We start from the raw sequence: 278 nt of genomic DNA, 5'->3' as shown, positions 1-278 counted from the left end.
ACGACCCCTTGTCTCCTGCGCTGTATTGGTCTGCTGAGGAGGCTGAGGAGGAGGGGGTTCCGGATGTTCCGCCGCCTGATTGGGCGCCGGGACAGGATCGTGAGGGGGATCCCGAGGGTGAGCTTGGGGTGTTTGGCGCTGACGGTGGTGTTGGTGCTGCTGGGTTGGTTCGGGTGTGGTTCGACGGTGAGGGCTGCTTGGATCGGGTGCGGGTGAGCCCGGTTTGGTTCAAGAAGTTGAAGCGGGGCCAGACGTTGGATCAGGCTTTTATGCAGGCG

Annotated in this window: 1 protein-coding gene; it reads left to right on the top strand. The window is 62.9% G+C overall.

Annotated features, from left to right (window positions below):
• Positions 1-278, top strand: a 278-nt coding sequence (locus EII42_RS13215; RefSeq protein ID WP_158676545.1) for a hypothetical protein, incomplete at both ends; no start/stop codon positions are given.

It is taken from the genome of Tessaracoccus sp. OH4464_COT-324 (genome assembly GCF_003932855.1).
Classification (GTDB): Bacteria; Actinomycetota; Actinomycetes; order Propionibacteriales; family Propionibacteriaceae; genus Arachnia.
This window is presented reverse-complemented; position numbering and strand designations above follow the sequence as displayed.